11 protein-coding genes are annotated in these 16,842 nt (G+C 64.2%); 8 read left to right on the top strand and 3 right to left on the bottom strand.

Annotated features, from left to right (window positions below; all coding sequences use genetic code 11):
• Positions 1-18 precede the first annotated feature (18 nt).
• Both ACMGT0_RS29365 and ACMGT0_RS29360 read right to left on the bottom strand, forming a co-directional pair.
• A complete protein-coding gene (locus tag ACMGT0_RS29365; RefSeq protein ID WP_416770800.1) occupies positions 19-795 on the bottom strand; it encodes a DUF4239 domain-containing protein in 777 nt (258 codons plus the stop codon).
• A 157-nt stretch (positions 796-952) separates the two neighbouring features.
• Complete coding sequence (locus ACMGT0_RS29360) at positions 953-1,354, bottom strand: lysozyme inhibitor LprI family protein (RefSeq protein WP_054058071.1); 402 nt, start codon at positions 1,352-1,354, stop codon at positions 953-955.
• Positions 1,355-1,599: 245 nt separating this feature from the next.
• On the opposite strand from ACMGT0_RS29360, the gene ACMGT0_RS29355 reads away from it, so the two are divergent.
• From ACMGT0_RS29355 to ACMGT0_RS29330, 6 genes are all read left to right on the top strand, one after another.
• Positions 1,600-2,577 carry a dipeptidase gene (locus ACMGT0_RS29355; protein WP_017903678.1) on the top strand — a complete coding sequence of 326 codons (978 nt, stop codon included), beginning with the start codon at positions 1,600-1,602 and terminating at the stop codon, positions 2,575-2,577.
• 97 nt (positions 2,578-2,674) lie between these two features.
• The gene (locus tag ACMGT0_RS29350) at positions 2,675-3,205 is read left to right on the top strand and encodes a DUF5943 domain-containing protein (protein WP_003228980.1); all 531 of its coding nucleotides are present in this window, start codon (positions 2,675-2,677) and stop codon (positions 3,203-3,205) included.
• A 15-nt stretch (positions 3,206-3,220) separates the two neighbouring features.
• Positions 3,221-5,281 (top strand): dimethylglycine demethylation protein DgcA, encoded by a 2,061-nt coding sequence (gene dgcA, locus ACMGT0_RS29345; RefSeq protein ID WP_054058072.1) that lies wholly within the window; start codon positions 3,221-3,223, stop codon positions 5,279-5,281.
• 251 nt (positions 5,282-5,532) lie between these two features.
• Positions 5,533-7,476 (top strand): dimethylglycine demethylation protein DgcB, encoded by a 1,944-nt coding sequence (gene dgcB, locus ACMGT0_RS29340; RefSeq protein WP_054058073.1) that lies wholly within the window; start codon positions 5,533-5,535, stop codon positions 7,474-7,476.
• A complete protein-coding gene (locus tag ACMGT0_RS29335) occupies positions 7,476-8,696 on the top strand; it encodes an electron transfer flavoprotein subunit alpha/FixB family protein (RefSeq protein WP_416770796.1) in 1,221 nt (406 codons plus the stop codon). The genes dgcB and ACMGT0_RS29335 overlap by 1 nt, the downstream gene beginning before the upstream one ends.
• A gap of 15 nt (positions 8,697-8,711) precedes the next feature.
• Entirely contained in the window at positions 8,712-9,482 is a 771-nt protein-coding gene (locus ACMGT0_RS29330) for an electron transfer flavoprotein subunit beta (protein ID WP_416770794.1), read from the top strand.
• A 76-nt stretch (positions 9,483-9,558) separates the two neighbouring features.
• Here the strand turns inward: ACMGT0_RS29330 and ACMGT0_RS29325 are convergent, their stop codons facing one another.
• Positions 9,559-10,041, bottom strand: coding sequence for a lytic transglycosylase domain-containing protein (locus tag ACMGT0_RS29325; RefSeq protein ID WP_054058090.1), 483 nt, complete (start codon positions 10,039-10,041; stop codon positions 9,559-9,561).
• 1,320 nt (positions 10,042-11,361) lie between these two features.
• Here ACMGT0_RS29325 and ACMGT0_RS29320 point away from each other — a divergent pair.
• Both ACMGT0_RS29320 and ACMGT0_RS29315 read left to right on the top strand, forming a co-directional pair.
• Positions 11,362-14,814 carry an alpha/beta fold hydrolase gene (locus ACMGT0_RS29320; protein ID WP_054064612.1) on the top strand — a complete coding sequence of 1,151 codons (3,453 nt, stop codon included), beginning with the start codon at positions 11,362-11,364 and terminating at the stop codon, positions 14,812-14,814.
• A 152-nt stretch (positions 14,815-14,966) separates the two neighbouring features.
• A complete protein-coding gene (locus tag ACMGT0_RS29315; protein WP_416770792.1) occupies positions 14,967-16,838 on the top strand; it encodes a hypothetical protein in 1,872 nt (623 codons plus the stop codon).
• The last annotated feature ends 4 nt before the right edge of the window (positions 16,839-16,842 follow it).

Raw genomic sequence — 16,842 nt, 5'->3', positions numbered from 1 at the left:
GGGCCTTCCAGGGGGAGGTCAATGCATGCTTCTACGCAAATCCAGCATGATCTTGTCGAAGTCGTCGACCCGGATGATACCCAACCGCGGGAACTCGAAGTCGAGAATCACGTAGAGCACGCAGACCATCACCAGCGCATAGCCGAAGATGTGCAACCAGTTGTGCCGGGCGCTGCCGGCCATGCCGTAGCCGATGAACAGGGCGCTGACCTGGGTCAGGGCGATCAGCATCAGGTAGATGATCAGTGGCGGGTGGGTTTCCAGGGCCACGCTGCGGGTGGTGGTGATGTCGATCATCGCGTTGAGTGCCTGCAGCAGGCTGACGCCCAGGGTCGGCGTCGGCATCTGTTGCAGGCCGGCGATCGCCTGCTTCCAGATCTCCTGTTGCAAGGCACTGGCCCGGGCATTCTCGCGGCTGGCCAGGTCGATATCGGTGAGGTCGCGATAGTAGGCGATGCGCGCATCCACATAGTCGCGAAAGGCCTGGCGCAGGGCGGGCTGGCTGGCCGGCGGCAGCAGGTCCAGGCGCAGCCAGGCGGTGCCCATGGCGTTGGTTTCCTCGACGATCAGCGTGCGCCGGGTGTCCATGCGCGTGGCCGCACCGGAGAAGGTGAAGGCGATCAGCAACGCCAGCAGGCCGAACACCGCGCCCTCGATGGCACCGATGCCGGTGCGCGCGCCCTCGGGGTCGGCGGCCAGGTGTCGGGCGCCGACCCGCCGGCCGACCTCGATGAACAGCACGATGGCAACGAAAATGAGCAGGGCATACAGCGGAATGGCTGAGAGTGAGCGCATACGAAAATCCTCTGATTATCGTGGTCGACTCGCCTGTACAGCCGGTTCAGGGCTTGAGTGGTTGCCTATCAGTTAAGTTTCGTCGTGGGGCTTGTCAAGGCGCCGGCCGCAAACGGCCAGCCCGGGCCGGGCACCGACCTGTCGATGCCCATGCGCGTCATTCCTGCAGCAGCGATTCGAGAAACTCCGAGCGTTCGTCGCTCTTGCTCGCCAGGCAGTCGTTCAGGTCGATGTTGTACTGCTTGCTGCCGACCTTGGCCGGCAGCGGCGCAATGGCGCAGTCGGCGTCGCGCGACTGGGTCCAGAGCTGCTGGGCCTTTTGCAGCCTGGCGGTGATGTCGGTCTGCTCGGCCTTCTTGCTGGCGTATTGCGACGTCACCCGATCCAGCAGCGCCTGGAAGTTGTCCTTGAGCAACTGATCGGCGGTGTTCTTGTTGTAGGTGGCGCATTCCAGGGTCTGCTGGTCGTCCGCAACCGCATCGCACGGCGAGTTGTCGGTGTCTTCAGCCGCATGCACACCCACGCTGACAAGGGCCAAGGCCAGGAAAATCGATTTCATTACGGCGTCCTGAAGCTGATGGGAGAACGGTAAACGGCAATTCTGTCTCATGCCGAATGCAAAGAATAGTCGTACAACGATAAGTGCTGGAGCCTACTGTCTTGACGCCCTTTGTCGCGGATTGACGCTTTCGGCAATTCCCCTGTCGTTTTTGCACCCGGCTCCGACAGGCCCTGGGCATATGCTGGGTCCAAAGCGCCGGCAGACGATTCGGCGCATGAATTGCCAATAAAGGGGACAGCCTGATGAGCCCAGCCGAGTTACACGCCGACAGCATCGTTATCGACGGGCTGATCATTGCCAAATGGAACCGCGAACTGTTCGAGGACATGCGCAAGGGCGGGCTGACCGCCGCCAACTGCACCGTGTCGGTCTGGGAGGGCTTCCAGGCTACCGTCAACAGCATCGCCGCCAGCCAGAAGCTGATCCGCGAGAACAGCGACCTGGTGATGCCGGTACGGACCACCGCCGACATCCGCAAGGCCAAGGAACTGGGCAAGACCGGCATCCTCTTCGGCTTCCAGAACGCCCATGCGTTCGAAGACCAGATCGGCTACGTGGAGATCTTCAAGCAACTGGGCGTGGGCATCGTGCAGATGTGCTACAACACCCAGAACCTGGTCGGCACCGGCTGCTACGAGCGTGACGGCGGCCTGTCGGGCTTCGGTCGCGAGATCGTCGCCGAGATGAACCGTGTCGGCATCATGTGTGACCTGTCCCACGTCGGTTCCAAGACCAGCGAGGAAGTCATCCTCGAATCGAAGAAGCCGGTGACCTACTCCCACTGCCTGCCTTCGGGCCTGAAAGAGCACCCGCGCAACAAGTCCGATGCGGAACTGAAGTTCATCGCCGACCATGGCGGCTTCGTCGGTGTGACCATGTTCGCGCCGTTCCTGGCCAAGGGCATCGATTCGACCATCGACGACTACGCCGAAGCGATCGAGTACGTGATGAACATCGTCGGCGAAGACGCCATCGGCATCGGTACCGACTTCACCCAGGGCCATGGCCAGGACTTCTTCGAATACCTGACCCACGACAAGGGCTACGCCCGCCGCCTGACCAGCTTCGGCAAGATCATCAACCCGCTGGGCATCCGTACCGTGGGCGAGTTCCCCAACCTCACCGAGACCCTGCTCAAGCGCGGTCACAGCGAGCGCGTGGTGCGCAAGATCATGGGCGAGAACTGGGTCAACGTCCTCAAGGAGGTCTGGGGCGAATAACCCCCCGACGACGTCCTTTTTTGCTGATTTCCCCTGCGCGCCGGTCGCGCAGGGCGTACGCGGCCAGCCGCAAACAATGAATTCTGGAGTGTTTCCCATGGCTAAAATCGCCCCGCAACTGCCCATTGAAGTCGACAGCGAGACCGGTGTCTGGACCTCTGACGCATTGCCGATGCTCTACGTGCCACGCCATTTCTTCGTCAACAACCACATGGGTATCGAAGAAGTGCTGGGCGCCGAAGCCTATGCCGAAATTCTCTACAAGGCCGGCTACAAGTCCGCCTGGCACTGGTGCGAAAAGGAAGCCGAATGCCACGGCCTGGAAGGCGTCGCGGTATTCGAACACTACATGAAGCGCCTGTCGCAGCGCGGCTGGGGCCTGTTCAAGATCCAGGACATCGACCTCGACAAGGGCACCGCCAGCGTCAAGCTCGAGCACTCGGCGTTCGTCTACGTCTACGGCAAGGTCGGGCGCAAGGTCGACTACATGTTCACCGGCTGGTTCGCCGGCGCCATGGACCAGATCCTGGCCGCCCGTGGCAGCAAGATCCGCACCGTGGCCGAGCAGGTCTATGGCGGTTCCGAAGAGGGCCACGATGATGGCCTGTTCACCGTCAAGCCGCTGTAAGTCGAGGATCGCATCATGGCTTTCGAAGCAATGTTCCAGCCGATCCAGATCGGCAAGCTGACCATCCGCAACCGCGTGCTCAGTACCGCCCACGCCGAGGTGTATGCCACCGACGGCGGGATGACCACCGACCGCTATGTGAAGTACTACGAGGAAAAGGCCAAGGGCGGCATCGGCCTGGCGATCTGCGGCGGATCGTCGGTGGTCGCCATCGACAGCCCGCAGCAGTGGTGGAGCTCGGTGAACCTGTCCACCGACCGCATCATCCCGCACTTCCAGAACCTGGCCGACGCCATGCACAAGCATGGCGCCAAGATCATGATCCAGATTACCCACATGGGTCGTCGCTCGCGTTGGGACGGCTACCACTGGCCGACCCTGATGTCGCCCTCGGGCGTACGGGAGCCGGTGCACCGCGCCACCTGCAAGACCATCGAGCCGGAAGAGATCTGGCGGGTGATCGGCAACTATGCGCAGGCGGCCCGCCGTGCGAAGGAAGGCGGCCTGGACGGCGTCGAACTGTCCGCCGTGCACCAGCACATGATCGACCAGTTCTGGAGCCCGCGGGTCAACAAGCGGACCGACGAATGGGGCGGCAGCTTCGAGGGCCGGATGAAGTTCGGCCTGGAAGTGCTCAAGGCCGTGCGCAAGGAAGTCGGTGACGATTTCTGCGTCGGCATGCGTATCTGCGGTGACGAGTTCCACCCGGACGGCCTGTCCCACGAGGACATGAAGCAGATCGCCAAGTACTACGACGACACCGGCATGCTCGATTTCATCGGCGTGGTCGGCTCGGGGTGCGACACCCACAACACCCTGGCCAACGTCATCCCGAACATGAGCTTCCCGCCGGAGCCGTTCCTGCACCTGGCTGCCGGTATCAAGGAAGTGGTCAAGGTTCCGGTGCTGCACGCGCAGAACATCAAGGACCCGAACCAGGCCACCCGTATCCTCGAAGGCGGCTACGTGGACATGGTCGGCATGACTCGCGCGCACATCGCCGACCCGCACCTGATCGCCAAGATCAAGATGGGCCAGGTCGACCAGATCAAGCAGTGCGTCGGTGCCAACTATTGCATCGACCGCCAGTACCAGGGCCTGGATGTCCTGTGCATCCAGAACGCCGCCACCTCCCGTGAATACATGGGCGTGCCGCACATCATCGAGAAATCCACCGGGCCCAAGCGCAAGGTGGTGATCGTCGGTGCCGGCCCGGCCGGCATGGAAGCCGCCCGCGTGGCGGCCGAACGGGGCCACGACGTGACCCTGTTCGAGAAGAAGGACAGCATCGGTGGCCAGATCACCACGGCGGCCAAGGCGCCGCAGCGTGACCAGATCGCCGGTATCACCCGCTGGTTCCAGCTGGAGCTGGCCCGGCTGAAGGTCGACCTGCGCCTGGGTACCGCCGCCGACATCGCGACCATCCTCGACCTGCGTCCGGACATCGTCGTGCTGGCCGTCGGCGGGCATCCGAACCTGGAGCAGAACGAACACTGGGGTGCCGCCGAAGGGCTGGTGGTCAGCAGTTGGGACGTGCTCGACGGCAAGGTCGCGCCGGGCAAGAACGTGCTGGTCTACGACACCATCTGCGAATTCACCGGCATGTCGGTGGCCGACTTCCTCGCCGACAAGGGCAGCCAGGTCGAGATCGTCACCGATGACATCAAGCCGGGCGTGGCGATCGGCGGTACGTCGTTCCCGACCTACTACCGCAGCATGTACCCCAAGGAAGTGATCATGACCGGCGACATGATGCTGGAAAAGGTCTACCGCGAGGGCGACAAGCTGGTGGCGGTGCTGGAGAACGAATACACCGGTGCCAAGGAGGAACGGGTGGTCGACCAGGTGGTGGTGGAGAACGGCGTCCGTCCGGACGAAGCGCTCTACTACGGGCTCAAGGACGGTTCGCGCAACAAGGGCCAGATCGACGTCGAGGCGCTCTTCGCGATCCAGCCGCAGCCTTGCCTGAGCCAGTCCGGCGACGGCTACCTGCTGTTCCGTATCGGCGACTGCGTGGCCCAGCGCAACACGCATGCGGCGATCTATGACGCGCTGCGTCTGTGCAAGGATTTTTGACGGCATCACACCATCACCTGTGGTGCGGGGCGGGCTTGATACCGAAAACGCCGCGTAACCTGTAGGAGCAGGGCTTGCCCGCGAATGCGTCCTTGAGGTCGCCAAAAGCTTCGCGGGCAAGCCCTGCTCCTACAGGGATGGTGTTCGGTCCTGACTGAATGGCACCGGGCCCTCCTCGCCACCAGTAGGTGCATGGCTTCACTGGCATGCAATTAACCCTTGCAAGGCCTTAGGTCTTTGGGAGCTTCACCATGTTGAACACCCTTCTTCCCATCCTGTTGTTCGCCGCCCTGGGCCTCGCCGTCCTCGGCGCGCTGCGGCGGGTCGCCATGTGGCGCCGCGGCCGACCGTCGAAGGTCGATCTGATCGGCGGCCTGTTCGCCATGCCCAAGCGCTACATGGTCGATCTGCACCATGTGGTAGCGCGGGACAAATACATCGCCAATACCCACGTCGCCACCGCCGGTGGCGCGGTGGCGTCGATCGTCCTGGCGCTGCTGGTGCACGGTTTCGGCCTGCACAACCGCATTCTCGGCTACGCCTTGCTGCTGATGTCGGCGGTGATGTTCGTCGGGGCGATCTTCGTCTACCGGCGCCGGCGCAACCCGCCGTCGCGGCTGTCGAAAGGCCCGTGGATGCGCCTGCCGAAAAGCCTGCTGGCGTTTTCGGGCTCGTTCTTCCTGGTCACCCTGCCGGTGGCCGGCATCCTGCCGGAAGACTTCGGCGGCTGGGTGCTGGCGCTGATCCTCGGTGTCGGTGTGCTGTGGGGCGTGTCGGAGCTGTTCTTCGGCATGACCTGGGGCGGGCCGATGAAGCACGCTTTCGCCGGTGCCCTGCACCTGGCCTGGCACCGCCGCGCCGAACGCTTCGGCGGCGGCCGCTCCACCGGCCTCAAGCCGCTGGACCTGAATGATCCACAGGCGCCCCTGGGTGTGGAAAAGCCCAAGGACTTCACCTGGAACCAACTGCTGGGCTTCGATGCCTGCGTGCAGTGCGGTAAATGTGAGGCCGCCTGCCCGGCGTTCGCCGCCGGCCAGCCGCTGAACCCGAAAAAACTGATTCAGGACATGGTGGTCGGCCTCGCCGGCGGCACCGATGCCCAGTTCGCCGGCAGCCCGTATCCGGGCAAGCCGATCGGTGAACATGCGGGCAACCCGCACCAGCCGATCGTCAACGGCCTGGTGGATGCCGAGACCCTGTGGTCCTGCACCACCTGCCGTGCCTGTGTCGAGGAATGCCCGATGATGATCGAGCACGTCGATGCCATCGTCGACATGCGCCGGCACCTGACCCTGGAAAAGGGCGCGACGCCGAACAAGGGCGCCGAGGTCCTGGAAAACCTGATCGCCACCGACAACCCTGGCGGTTTCGCCCCCGGCGGTCGCCTGAACTGGGCGGCCGACCTGAACCTCGCCGTGCTCGGCGAGAAGAAGAGCACCGACGTGCTGTTCTGGGTCGGCGACGGTGCCTTCGACATGCGCAACCAGCGCACCCTGCGTGCCTTCGTCAAGGTGCTGAAGGCGGCCAAGGTCGACTTCGCGGTCCTCGGCCTGGAAGAGCGCGACAGCGGCGACGTGGCCCGTCGCCTGGGCGACGAGGCGACCTTCCAGCTGCTCGCCAAGCGCAATATCCAGACCCTGGCCCAGTACAGCTTCAAGCGCATCGTCACCTGCGACCCGCACAGCTTCCACGTGCTGAAGAACGAGTACGGTGCCTTTGGCGGCAACTACCGGGTGCAGCACCACAGCACCTACATGGCCGAGCTGATCGGGGCCGGTGCCCTGAACATCGGCCAGCACAAGGGCAACAGCGTGACCTATCACGACCCGTGCTACCTGGGCCGCTACAACGGCGAATACGAGGCGCCGCGCGAGGTGCTGCGGGCCCTCGGGATCGAGGTCAGGGAGATGCAGCGTTCCGGTTTCCGTTCCCGCTGCTGCGGCGGCGGTGGCGGTGCGCCGATCACCGACATTCCGGGCAAGCAGCGGATTCCCGACATGCGCATGGAAGATATCCGCGAGACCGGCGCCGAGCTGGTGGCCGTGGGGTGCCCACAATGCACGGCGATGCTCGAAGGGGTGGTCGAACCGCGCCCGATGATCAAGGACCTGGCCGAGCTGGTGGCTGATGCCCTGCTCGAAGAGGCACAGCCGAGCAAGCCGGCGCCCAAGCGTGAACCCGCGGAGGTGCACTGATGAGCGATATTATCCGTCGCGACCCGCGCGCCGAGCGCATCGCCCGCAACCGCCTGCATCCGCTGCATGCGGCGATGCAGCCGGTGCAACACAGCTGGATGGGCCCCAACGGGGTCATCCGCAAGAACCCCCATGGCGTCGGTTTCATCGGCCCCAACGGCATCAAGCGCATCGACCGCAGTGGCGCCCAGCAGGGCGGCACCACCAAGCGTTCGGCCAGCGTCGAGGTGCAACTGCCGCTGCACCAGGTGGCCCAGCCGGCGTTCCACATCTGCGTGGTGCCGGACATGGTCGGCGGCCGCCTGAGCAGCCACGACCGCGACCTGCTCGGCCTGGCCCATCAATTGGCCGGCAAGGACGGCGCGGTGTTGGCCGTGGTCTTCGGCGAACACAAGGAAAGCACCTTCGCGACCGCCGGTGTCGATCGCCTGCTGGTGCTCGAGGGTGACGAGTTCAACGGTTATTCACCGGAGCAACGGGTCCAGGGCCTGCGGGCTGTGGATAACCAGTTCGATCCTCGCCACTGGCTGCTGCCGGACAGCCGCAGCGGTGGTGGCGAACTGGGCCGGCGTTTCGCCGCCAGTCTGGGCGAACGCCCGGCCACACGGGTCTGGCAGGTCAAGGACGGCGAGTGCATCGGCCGCGCCGGTGCCGGCCTGCAGGACCTGGCACGACCGCTGGCCCGGGTGATCCTGGCCGCGGCCGAGTGTGCCGAACCGGTCAGCGAAACCCGTCATGAAGCCTTGCCCGTGGAGTTGTCCACAGGCATCGCCCGCAGCCTGCCGCGCATCGAGGATCTCGGCGCAGTGGCCGTGGACCCGGCGGCGATTCCCATGGCCGAGGCCGAGTTCATTTTCTCCGGCGGCAACGGCGTCCAGGACTGGCCGCTGTTCCACGAGACGGCGGCGGCGCTGGGCGCCACCGAAGGCGCTTCGCGGGTGGCGGTGGACGATGGTTTCATGACCCGCGATCGGCAGGTCGGGGCCAGTGGTACCTGGGTGACCGCGCGGGTCTATGTCGCCGTGGGCATTTCCGGGGCAATCCAGCACCTGCAGGGCATCGGTGCCTGCGACAAGGTGGTGGCTATCAACCTCGATCCGGGCTGCGACATGATCAAGCGCGCCGACCTGTCGGTGATCGGCGACAGCAACGAGATCTGCCGCGCGCTGATCGCCGCGGTGACGGCATATCGCAATGGCGCCAAGCGCGATGCGGCCTAAGGTGGGGGTAAGTTCATGAACACGAATGTCATCAGCCTGGTATCGATTGGCGCCCACCCGACCTCCGGCCGCGCCCGTCGCGCCGAGCAGGATGCCCGGGCGGTGGAGTTGGGCCTGCAACTGGCTGGGGATAACTTGCAGGTGGTGCATGCCGGCGATGTCGCCGAGCCGGCCCTGCGTGCCTACCTGGGCATGGGCCTGTCGGAGATGCGGGTGCTCGAGCAGCCGGCCGGCGCCGATGCGCTGCCGGTACTGACCGATTACCTGCGCGACGTCGGTGCCCAGCTGGTGCTCACCGGCAGCCAGGCGGAAACCGGCGAGGGCTCGGGGATGTTGCCGTTCCTGCTGGCGGAAAACCTCGGTTGGCCGCTGGTAGTGGGTTTGGCCGAGGTCGAGTCGATCACGGCTGGCGTGGCCCAGGTACTGCAGGCCTTGCCCCGCGGTCAGCGGCGGCGGCTGAAGGTGCGTTTGCCGTTTCTCGCCACGGTGGATAACGCCGCGCCCAAGCCACGGCAGAGCGCCTATGGCCCGGCGCAGCGCGGGGTGCTGCAGGCCGAGGAAGTGGAGGTGCTGGAGGACGAGTTGTTCACCAGTGCCCAACTGCAGCCGGCCAAGCCACGGCCCAAGCGGTTGAAGGTGATCAAGGCGAAGAGCGGTGCCGACCGGATGAAGGCGGCCACGGCCAAGGCCAGTGGCGGCGGCGGGCAGGTGCTCAAGGGCGTCAGTGCCGAAGCGGGAGCCGAGGCGATCCTCAAGTTGCTGATCGAGGAAGGCGTAGTGCGCTGACCGCACTCGAGGTCGGCCGCCTGCAGCCGCAGGTGGCGCAACTGGCCATGGCTGAGGACCCGCGCATCGGACTGTCTCATGGCCGGGTTCCGCTGCGCAGGGCGCCGGCCCGACGCCGCTCCAGCAGCTTGGCGTAGTACGCCCACACCTGTTGCGCATACCGTTCGCGGCGGGCATCGCGTTCGCTGGCGGTGCCGGCGTTGTAGGCGCCCACCGCCTGCCAGCCGTAGCCCAGTCGCTGGACGAAGCGGGCGAGAATCCAGGCTCCGGCCATCACGCTGGTACAGGGCTCTTCCTGCAGGTTGCGCTCGGCGATGCCGAAGGCGGCGAGGGCCGGCAGGTGGCGGCTGTTGATCTGCATCAGGCCGATGTCCCGGCTGCCATCCCGGTTGTCGTGGCGCGCCCGGGGATTTAGCCCCGACTCGACCTGGGCGATGGCGTAGAGCAGCAGCGGATCGATGCGATAGCGCTCACCGGCGTCCTGGAAGCAGTTGGCCAAGCCACTGCTCACGTTGAACAGGGCCGCCAGGGCGAGCAGAGCGGCGAGTGGCGGGTGCATGCTCAGGCCCTGCGCACGGCTTCGGACGCCATACACGAGGTCCCCACCGGCCCTGCGATCGCGGCCCAGCGCAGAGGTCACCGTCGCCAGGGTTGCCAGCAGCTCGATCAGGGTCAAACCGGCGCCAGGCAGGCGACAGGGCGCTACGGAAAATAGCGCAAGCGGCCACATGGGGATCGCACCATGCCGGATATCCTCGAGTCAATGCATCAGGCCAAGACACCTTTACTGCAAGAACAAGGCGCGCTGTGCCAAGGAGTGTAGCTCAAGGTCCGGTAGCGCCATTCAGACCTCCTTGCAGGAAGATTTGCACAAGTGTCCACAGAGGCTGTTGGCCGATCTGTGGATAACGTGTTCGCGCATCGCTGCAGCCAGCTGAAATCAACGTCTGCAGCCGGTCGTACGAAAAATGACCAGCATAACCAGCGGTTTTCCTTGGCTTTTTCATGTGGATAAGGGGCGCTGGGGGTTGGCGTGAACTTGGGTTTTTTCAACAAAGTCTGTTGGCGCTTTTGTGGATAAGTTGTTCGCTATCTGATGTAGCCCTTGTTTTACAAGGCGTTCACGGGTTTGTTCAAAAAATGATCGATATGGCGATTTTCTTCGGCCCAGACCGCTGGACGCTTTGTTTTTCGTGGTTTTCAGCGGTTTTCCACAATCGCTTGACGCTCTTCGTGAGTTGCGCACAAAGTCTGTTGGCCTTTCTGTGGATAAGATGTTTGCGATCGGCTACAGCCACCGGAATATGAGGCTTACAGGGGTTTGGTCAAAAAACGATCAATGCTCCGTGAAGTCGCCCTTTCCGGATAAGTCACGGATTTCATTCACATTCACCCGCGAGCGGGGCGATGGAAATCGGCAGTTTCCCACATTTGCTGTGGGTCGCTCTGTGGATAAGTTGTTCGCCAAGCGCCGCAGGCCCCGGTTTTCATAGCATTCAACGCTATAGATCAAATTTCATACAGTTCTAAGGGGGGTCGTTGACACCCCTCCGGTGAAAGTCTTCACTAATGGCACAAGGACACAGCCTTACTCGTATCCATTCCAGGTTCAGGGAGAACGCTCGATGGGTCGCCAATCTCACTCCCGCCCGTCGCCGCTCTCCGCCAGCAGCGCCGCGGCCCGCACCAGCGCCCTGATTCCCCGACGTATCCATCGCCACGCGATCAATCAGCGCGCGCGCCTATAGCGTCGCCCCGGCCTGCCGTCATCAGCCGTTCACACGCCGAGCCCGTGTGCGCGTTTGTTCGTTGCATCACCGTCTGTCCCGGTTGCGACCACCGCAGAGTGGCCCGGCCCGGACCCTGAGAGGAAACGACCATGACCCGGATTTCCACACCCATCAGTGCCATCAAGGAGCGTTACGACGTCATTGTGATCGGCTCCGGCTACGGCGGCGGCATCGCCGCGTCGCGCCTGTCCCGCGCCGGCCAGCGCGTGTGCCTGCTTGAGCGGGGGCGGGAAATCCGCCCGGGCGAGTACCCCAACACCATGATCGCGGCGACCGAGGAATTGCAGGTACATGACCCGGACGGGCATATCGGTTCGCGCACCGGGCTGTACGACCTGCATGTCAACGCCCAGCAGAACGTGGTGGTCGGCTGTGGCCTGGGCGGCACGTCGCTGATCAACGCCAACGTGTCCCTGGAACCGGAGCCGGGGGTCTTCGAGGATCCGCGCTGGCCCCAGGCGGTGCGCGAGCACCGCGACACGCTGCTCGCCAAAGGCTATGAGCTGGCGCGCGAGATGCTCAAGCCCAACCCCTACCCGGCCTCCGCCCCGTCCCTGGACAAGCTGGAAGCCAATCGCAAGTCGGCGGACTACCTGCAGGAGAAAACGCATTTCTATACGCCGCCGATCAACGTGACCTTCGACCCGTTGCCCGGCAACCTCAACCACGTCGGTGTCGAGCAACTGCCGTGCAACCACTGTGGCGACTGCGTCTCGGGCTGTAACAACAAGGCCAAGAACACCACCCTGATGAATTACCTGCCGGACGCCTGGAACCATGGCGCGGAGATTTTCTGCCAGGCCGAGGTACGTCACCTGGAGCGCGACGGCGATGGCTGGATCGTGCACTTCCAGTACCTGGACAGCGGTCGCGAGAAATTCTCTGCACCGACCCTGTTCGTCAAGGCCGATATCGTCGTGCTGTCCGCCGGCACCCTGGGCTCCACGGAGATCCTGCTGCGTTCGCGCAACAAGGGCCTGTCGTTGTCCAACCAGCTCGGCGAGAACATGAGCGGCAACGGCGACATCCTCGGGTTCGGCCACAACTGCGGGCAGACCATCAACGGCATCGGCTTCGGCAGCCATTCGGCCAAGGACCTGCAGCCGGTCGGCCCCTGCATCACCTCGATCATCGACATGCGCAACGAGGGCGACTGGCGCAGCCACATGGTGATCGAGGAAGGCTCGATCCCGGGGGCGCTGGGGCGGCCGATGGTGCCGGCGATGGCCGGTTTCGCCGAGCTGATCGGCGAGGCGACCGAGAAGGGTGTCAGCGCCGAACTGCACTACAAGGCCCGCGAGGCCGAGAGTTTCCTGCGTGGCCCGTACCATGGCGCGCTGCACAACATGCAGACCTACCTGATCATGAGCCATGACGACGGCAAGGGGCGCATGGTGCTCGATGACAAGGACCAGTTGCGCATCGACTGGCCGGGTGTCGGCGAGCAGGAGAACTTCAAGCTGGGTAACGAACGCCTGCACCAGTCGACCAAGGCCCTGGGCGGGGTCTGGGTGCCGAACCCGATCTGGACCAAGCTGCTGCGGCACAGCATCGTCTCGGTGCACCCCCTGGGCGGTTGCGTGATGGGCGAGGATGCCGGGCAGGGGGTGGTCAACCACAAGGGCCAGGTGTTCAGCGGCGTCAGTGGCAGCGAGGTGTACCCGGGGTTGTACGTGGCCGACGGCGCGGTGATCCCGACCTCCCTGGCGGTCAATCCGCTGTTGACCATTTCCGCGGTCAGCGAACGCAACATGAGCCTGCTGGCGGCCGACCGCGGCTGGGTCATCGACTACAGCCTGCCCTCGGCTCCGCGCAAGCCGGTGGCGCCGCCGACCCTCGGTGTGCAGTTCACCGAGACCATGAAGGGCTACTTCTCCAGGGATTTCACCCAGCCCCAGGGCACCGACCTCAAGGTTTACGAAGCGGCGGCGAAACGCGGCGAGGCGCAGAACTCGCCCATCGAGTTCACCCTGACCATCACCGCGAACGACCTCGACCGGATGATCAGGGAGCCCCAGCACGCCGCCACCCTGGTCGGTACCCTCGATGCCCCGGCGCTGTCACCGTACCCGCTGACCGCCAGCAACGGTGTGTTCAACCTGTTCGAGCAATATGAGCAGCAGGTCGGCGTACGGCACATGAACTACGACATGAAGCTGACCGCCGAGGACGGCCGCGACTACTACTTCAGTGCCTTCAAGACCGTCCCCGAGGACCATGGCCTGCTCAATATCTGGCCGGACACCAGCACCCTCTACGTCACCCTCTACCAGGGCCCGGACAAGACCGGCGCGGTGATCGGCTCCGGGGTCATGCACATCAAGCCGGCTGACTTCGCCAAGCAGATGACCACCATGAAGGTGCTCAACGCGCGCAACGAGCGCGAGCGCATCGAGGCCCTGGCGCGCTTCGGCAAGTTCTTCGCCGGGATTCTCTGGGAAAGCTACGGCGGGGTCTTCGCCGGCGATATCTACTTCAACCCGGATGCGCCACCGCGGCACAAGCGGCCGCTGGATGCGCCGGTGCCCACGGTGCATTTCTTCGAGACCGAGGATCGCGTGCAACTGCGCCTGACCCGCTACCAGGCCGGCAGCAAGGGCCCGGTGATGCTGGTGCACGGCCTCGGCGTGGGTTCGAACATCTTCTCCACCGACACCATCCAGACCAACCTGCTGGAGTACCTGTGCAAGCACGACTATGACGTCTGGCTGCTGGACTTTCGCGTCAGCATCCTGCTGCCGGCGAGCAAGCAGGAATGCAACGGCGACCAGATCGCCCAGTACGACTTCAAGGCCGCCATCGCGCAGATCCGCCAGGCCACCGGCGCGGCGGACGTGCAGTGCGTGGTGCACTGCTACGGCGCCACGACGTTCTTCATGGCGCTGCTGGCGGGGCTGGAACATGTACGTTCGGTGGTCTGCTCGCAGATCGCCGCCGACACGGTGGTGGCCACGGCCACCGGGATCAAGGCCGGCCTGCACCTGCCGGGGGTACTGGATACGGTGGGCATCAAGTCGCTGACCGCCTATGCCGACAGCAAGGAAAGCTGGTTCAACAAGCTCTACGACAAGGCCCTCAACGTCTATGCGCGGATCGAGGCCCAGGGCTACTGCACCAACCCGGTCTGTCACCGGATCACCTTCATGTATGCCTCGCTGTACCGGCACGACACCCTCAACGAGACCCTGCACGACAACCTGCATGAGCTGTTCGGCGAGTCGAACATCGAGACCTTCGAGCACCTGGCGCTGATCTGCCGCAAGGGCCACCTGGTGGACTTCAAGGGCCACGACGTCTACATGCCGCATTTCGACCGCCTGGATCTGCCGATCTGCTTCATCAGCGGTGCGGACAACCAGTGCTACCTGCCGCAAAGCACCGAGAAGACCTACGAGCGGCTGGTGCAGATGCATGGTCCGGAGCTGTACAGCCGGCATGTGGTGCCCGGTTACGGCCATATCGACTGCATCTTCGGCAAGAACGCGGTGGTCGATGTGTATCCGCTGATCCTGGCGCACCTGGAGAAGACCGCGCTGGGCTGATCTGCCCGTTCTGAATATGCCATCGAACCTGTAGGAGCAGGGCTTGCCCGCGAAATGGCCCTTGAGATCGTTAAAAGCTTCGCGGGCAAGCCCGGCTCCTACAGGGGGGCAGCGGTGGCCCGATAGGCATGGATTTGCAGATAGAGGGTGACATGGATAACTACATCCGCTGGTATCAACGCTTCATCTGGCTCGGCATTGTGATGAACATGGTGTTCGCACTGCCGGCCCTTTTCGCTCCGGCGCTGCTGACCTCGGTGGTCGGCCTGCCACCGGTGCTGTCGGACCCCTGGCTGGAAAACGCCGGCATGCTGCTGGTGGGCATCAGCCTGTTCTACATGCCTTCGGGTTTCAACGCCCGGCGCTTTCCGATCAACTCCTGGCTCTGCGTACTGAGCCGGCTGATCGCCGTGGCGTTCTGGATCTACCTGATCCAGACCAGCACCACGCCGTCGGTGTTCGTGCCGATGCTCTATGGCGACCTGAGCATGTTCCTGCTGCTGGGCATCACCCTTTACCTGGGCAGCCCGCCGGCCACCCGGCCCTGGGCCCTGCTGGTCGATGGCTGGCATGCCTGGTGCCACGGCTGGGCGGTGCGCTGGCAACGCCACAGCTTCCGGGTCGGCCTGCTGGTCACCCTGCTGGTGCTGGGCTTCATTGGCTACCAGACCTGGTACAACATGCTGCGGGTGGTGCCCGAGGAGAAGTTCGCCGCCGACGAGGACCATTTCAAGTACGCCGCTATTGGCCTGGGGATCGAGGCACGGATTCCCTACTATCTGTTCTCCGTGCTGCCACAGATGTGCCCGGAGAAAATGCCCAGGCCGGGTGGGGGTTGGGAGTCGTTCGGCTTTCTCTACGAGAACGGCCGCGACCTGCCGATCGGCATGGCCAAGCGGCAGATCGGCTACCCGACCGTGGAGCCCAACTGCGCCCTGTGCCACACCGGTTCCTATCGCGCCGCGGCCGACGACGTCGCCCGGCCACTGGCCACGGCACCGGCCAATACCCTGCAACTGCAGGCCTTCCAGTGGTTCGCCTACGACTGCGCCAGCGATCCGAAATTCACCGCCGACGCGGTGATGACGGCGATCAACGCAAAGTTCCAGCTGGGCTTCTTCGAGAAGCTGTACAACCGCTATCTGATCATCCCGATGGCCAAGAGCGCGCTGCTCAAGCAGAAGCAGGGCTATGCCTGGCAGAAACTGCGGCCGGCCCAGGGCCCTGGGCGAACCGACACGTTCAACCCGACCAAGATGGTGGTGTTCGGCTTCCCGGACGACTCGACCATCGGCACCGTCGACCTGCCGCAGATCTGGAACCAGAAACCGCGCGAGTCGCTGTACCTGCATTGGGACGGCAATAACAACAATATCCACGAACGCAACTACGCGGCGGCCATGGCCGTGGGCGCGACGCCGCAGTCGGTGCTGCCGGAGAGTTTCAATCGGGTCACCAACTGGCTGCTCGGCACCCGGCCGCCGGCCTGGCCGTTCGCCCTGGATCAGGCGCGGGTCGCCCAGGGCAAGCCGCTGTGGGCCAGCAACTGTGCCGGTTGCCATGAGTTCGGCAAGGCCGACACCGGCCAGGTCACCGTTCCCATCGACACCCTGGGCACCGACCCGCATCGCCTGAACTCCTTCACCACCGGCCTGGTGCAGGCGTTCCACGGCTTCAAGAAGCCGCCGTTCGACTTCGGCGCCTACCGCAAGACCCAGAGCTACAGCAACACCCCCACCGATGGCATCTGGATGCGTGCGCCGTACCTGCACAACGGCTCGGTACCGAGCCTGTGGGACCTGCTGCAGACCCCGGACAAGCGTCCGGTGACCTTCAGCACCGGCTCGGATGTGTACGACCCGGTCAAGGTCGGCTTCGTCACCAGCGGGCCGCAGGTACAGGCACCGACCTACTTCAAGTACGACACCCGCCTGGAAGGCAACCACAACGGTGGTCACCTGTATGGCACCCAACTGACCGACGCCGAGAAATGGGCGCTGATCGAGTTCATGAAAACCTTGTAGGGAG

The sequence above is a fragment of the Pseudomonas sp. RHF3.3-3 genome, from assembly GCF_048069595.1.
Lineage (GTDB): Bacteria > Pseudomonadota > Gammaproteobacteria > Pseudomonadales > Pseudomonadaceae > Aquipseudomonas > Aquipseudomonas fuscovaginae_B.
This window is presented reverse-complemented; position numbering and strand designations above follow the sequence as displayed.

What these genes read in the sequence shown, in the direction of transcription:
- ACMGT0_RS29325 (WP_054058090.1), bottom strand. Translation starts at nt 10,041, where the DNA reads ATGCACCCGCCACTCGCCGCTCTGCTCGCCCTGGCGGCCCTGTTCAAC.
- dgcB (WP_054058073.1), top strand. Translation starts at nt 5,533, where the DNA reads ATGTTGAACACCCTTCTTCCCATCCTGTTGTTCGCCGCCCTGGGCCTC.
- ACMGT0_RS29335 (WP_416770796.1), top strand. Translation starts at nt 7,476, where the DNA reads ATGAGCGATATTATCCGTCGCGACCCGCGCGCCGAGCGCATCGCCCGC.
- ACMGT0_RS29365 (WP_416770800.1), bottom strand. Translation starts at nt 795, where the DNA reads ATGCGCTCACTCTCAGCCATTCCGCTGTATGCCCTGCTCATTTTCGTT.
- dgcA (WP_054058072.1), top strand. Translation starts at nt 3,221, where the DNA reads ATGGCTTTCGAAGCAATGTTCCAGCCGATCCAGATCGGCAAGCTGACC.
- ACMGT0_RS29315 (WP_416770792.1), top strand. Translation starts at nt 14,967, where the DNA reads ATGGATAACTACATCCGCTGGTATCAACGCTTCATCTGGCTCGGCATT.
- ACMGT0_RS29360 (WP_054058071.1), bottom strand. Translation starts at nt 1,354, where the DNA reads ATGAAATCGATTTTCCTGGCCTTGGCCCTTGTCAGCGTGGGTGTGCAT.
- ACMGT0_RS29320 (WP_054064612.1), top strand. Translation starts at nt 11,362, where the DNA reads ATGACCCGGATTTCCACACCCATCAGTGCCATCAAGGAGCGTTACGAC.
- ACMGT0_RS29355 (WP_017903678.1), top strand. Translation starts at nt 1,600, where the DNA reads ATGAGCCCAGCCGAGTTACACGCCGACAGCATCGTTATCGACGGGCTG.
- ACMGT0_RS29350 (WP_003228980.1), top strand. Translation starts at nt 2,675, where the DNA reads ATGGCTAAAATCGCCCCGCAACTGCCCATTGAAGTCGACAGCGAGACC.
- ACMGT0_RS29330 (WP_416770794.1), top strand. Translation starts at nt 8,712, where the DNA reads ATGAACACGAATGTCATCAGCCTGGTATCGATTGGCGCCCACCCGACC.